We start from the raw sequence: 2,579 nt of genomic DNA, 5'->3' as shown, positions 1-2,579 counted from the left end.
CCGCCGCATCGTGGAGATGCTGGCGCTGGGGCTGCAGGGAGCGCTGCTGACGCGACACGCGCCGGCGGCGGTGGCCGATGCCTTCTGCGCCACACGCCTGGGAGCGGAAGGGGGACTGGCCTTCGGAACCCTGCCCCCACGACTGGCCTTCCACGAGATCGTCATGCGAGCCACACCGCTGGCGGGGTGAGCCGGGGCAGCCGAGCGACTGGCCGTCGCTACGGGTTCTCGCGGTAGTGCTCGATGCGCGGCAGCTTGAACTCACCGAGGCGCTTGCTCTGCAGCACCGGCTCGAAGTGATGGAGGTAGCCCTGCTGGCCGCCCTGGACGCGTTGGGTGACCTCTTCCTTGTAGCCCACGTACTTCGTGTCGTAGATGGGGTAGACGTCCCAGACAAGTCGAATGCAGTCTCCTCGGCTGCGCCAGGCGCCTACGCCTCCCGAGACCAGCGCACCGGCCGCGGCGCCGATGACGCCGCCCAGAACAGGGCTGCCGATGACGGCTCCACCCAGCACACCCAGGGTGCCGGCCGCAGCGCCGCCGATGAGCCCCCAGAGAGAACCTGCGGCCAGAGGGCTCTTCGGCGCGTCTTCGATGTGCTTGTCGACAGCACGAAACCGAGGCGAGCCGTCTGGCTGGAGCAAGGGGTTGTAGTGATAGACCTCTTTGGGGAGCACGCCGCACTTCTCAGGGGTGCAGGGCGTGAAGGTGCCCTCGATGGGCGTGTTGCTGAGATTGAAGACGTCTTCCGGGGTGCCGCCGAGATGGGCGTTGGTGTAGATGGGCACATAGCATCGCAGCGTCATCGACACCGGCTTCTTCGGATCGATGGCGGTGGGTTGCGGCGTTGCAGGGGGCCTGCTCGTGGATACAGTGCTCAGCATCTCTCTCACTCCTTCAACATCGTAGCGCAGCCCAGGTCGACGGCGGTAGAGACCGGATGTTACCGGATCGCCAGGTCCGGGAGGTCCGGGTTCCGTGGGAATAGAGGGATTGCTCGGGGGTTCCCCGTAACATGGGCCGACGCGCCGCCCACCCTTCGAGGCTCTGTGGCGGTGAGAGAACGGGGATGCTGACGAGAGGCGCCCGCGCGCCCCCATCCCGAGCAAGGAGCGAACACATTGGCCACCGCGACCGAGAACCGTGTTGATATCGAGGCCCTCCTGGGCGAAGAGGCAAAGGGCCTGCTCACCCACACCTGCGGCACTGTGTCGAAAGACATGCTGCACCTTCCCGGACCTGATTTCGTCGATCGCATCTTTGCGCACACCGACCGCTCGCCGCAGGTGATGCGAAGCCTGCAGCAGATGTACAACCACGGGCGCCTCGCGGGCACCGGGTACCTCTCCATCCTGCCCGTCGACCAGGGCATCGAGCACTCTGCCGGCGCCTCGTTCGCCCCGAACCCGGCCTACTTCGACCCGGAGAACATCGTGAAGCTCGCCATCGAGGGCGGCTGCAACGCGGTGGCCTCCACCCTGGGCGTGCTGGGCTCGGTGTCGCGCAAGTACGCGCACAAGATCCCGTTCATGGTCAAGATCAACCACAACGAGTTCATCTCGTACCCCAACCGGTACGACCAGATCATGTTCGCCGAGATCGATCAGGCGTGGAACCTGGGCGCGGTGGCCGTGGGCGCCACCATCTACTTCGGCTCTGAAGAATCGACCCGCCAGATACAAGAGGTGAGCCGCGCCTTCGCCCACGCCCACGAGCTCGGCATGGCGACGGTGCTCTGGTGCTACCTGCGCAACCCGGCCTTCAAGACAAAAGAAGCCGACTACCACGTCTCGGCCGACCTCACCGGTCAGGCCAACCACCTGGGCGTCACCATCGAGGCCGACATCATCAAGCAGAAGCTGCCTGAGAACAACGGCGGCTACACCGCGCTCAACTTCGGCAAGACCGACAAGCGGGTGTACTCGAAGCTCACCACCGACAACCCCATCGACCTCACTCGCTACCAGGTCGTGAACTGCTACATGGGCCGCGCTGGCCTCATCAACAGCGGTGGCGCATCGGGCAGCAACGACCTCGCCGAAGCCGTGCGCACGGCCGTCATCAACAAGCGTGCGGGCGGCACCGGTCTCATCAGCGGCCGCAAGGCGTTTCAGAAGCCGATGACCGAAGGTGTCGCGCTGCTCAACGCCATTCAAGACGTCTACCTGTCTGACCGCGTCACCATCGCCTAGGACGCGCGACCTTACCACCAGGCGCCAGATTGAGAGGACCCCACCATGGAGATCAGCGAGCTGCGCGAGATGCTAGAGCTCGACCCCGACGACCTCGAGCTGCACTACGTTCTCGGCACCCGACTGCTCGAAGACGGAGAGCTGCGTGAAGCGGCCGACCATCTCATGGCGGTTCTCGAGATCGATCAGCGCCACGTGGCCTCGCATCTGGCCCTCGGTCAGGTCTTCCTGCGCCTGGGGCGCGAGGAGGAGGCCCGTGACGTGCTCGAGGAAGGGCTGTCTGTGGCCCAGACCCTGAAGCACGGTGAGGGGCTCGACCTCGTTCCCCAGTTCGAGGAGCTCATCGCAGAGATCTAGTGCCGTTGCAGCTCTCTGACCTCGCCCTGG

Annotated in this window: 4 protein-coding genes; 3 read left to right on the top strand and 1 reads right to left on the bottom strand. The window is 65.3% G+C overall.

The genetic code is table 11. The features are described from left to right. A partial coding sequence (locus EB084_23475; GenBank protein NDD31222.1) for a DNA alkylation response protein occupies nt 1-190 on the top strand: 190 nt, incomplete at its 5' end. A 28-nt stretch (nt 191-218) separates the two neighbouring features. Here EB084_23475 and EB084_23470 read toward each other — a convergent pair. Beyond that, a complete protein-coding gene (locus EB084_23470) occupies nt 219-884 on the bottom strand; it encodes a hypothetical protein (protein ID NDD31221.1) in 666 nt (221 codons plus the stop codon). A 237-nt stretch (nt 885-1,121) separates the two neighbouring features. Here EB084_23470 and EB084_23465 point away from each other — a divergent pair, with 237 nt between their 5' ends. Together EB084_23465 and EB084_23460 are read left to right on the top strand one after the other, a co-directional pair. Beyond that, nucleotides 1,122-2,192, top strand: coding sequence for a class I fructose-bisphosphate aldolase (locus tag EB084_23465; protein ID NDD31220.1), 1,071 nt, complete (start codon nt 1,122-1,124; stop codon nt 2,190-2,192). Nucleotides 2,193-2,237: 45 nt separating this feature from the next. After that, entirely contained in the window at nt 2,238-2,549 is a 312-nt protein-coding gene (locus EB084_23460) for a hypothetical protein (protein ID NDD31219.1), read from the top strand. Nucleotides 2,550-2,579: the final 30 nt, after the last annotated feature.

This window comes from Pseudomonadota bacterium, assembly GCA_010028905.1.
Taxonomy (GTDB): domain Bacteria; phylum Vulcanimicrobiota; class Xenobia; order RGZZ01; family RGZZ01; genus RGZZ01.
Note: the sequence above shows the minus strand (reverse complement) of the source record. Positions and strands in the feature narration are given on the sequence as shown.

Coding starts and splice junctions, on each gene's coding strand:
- EB084_23470 (NDD31221.1), bottom strand. CDS start 884: ATGCTGAGCACTGTATCCACGAGCAGGCCCCCTGCAACGCCGCAACCC.
- EB084_23460 (NDD31219.1), top strand. CDS start 2,238: ATGGAGATCAGCGAGCTGCGCGAGATGCTAGAGCTCGACCCCGACGAC.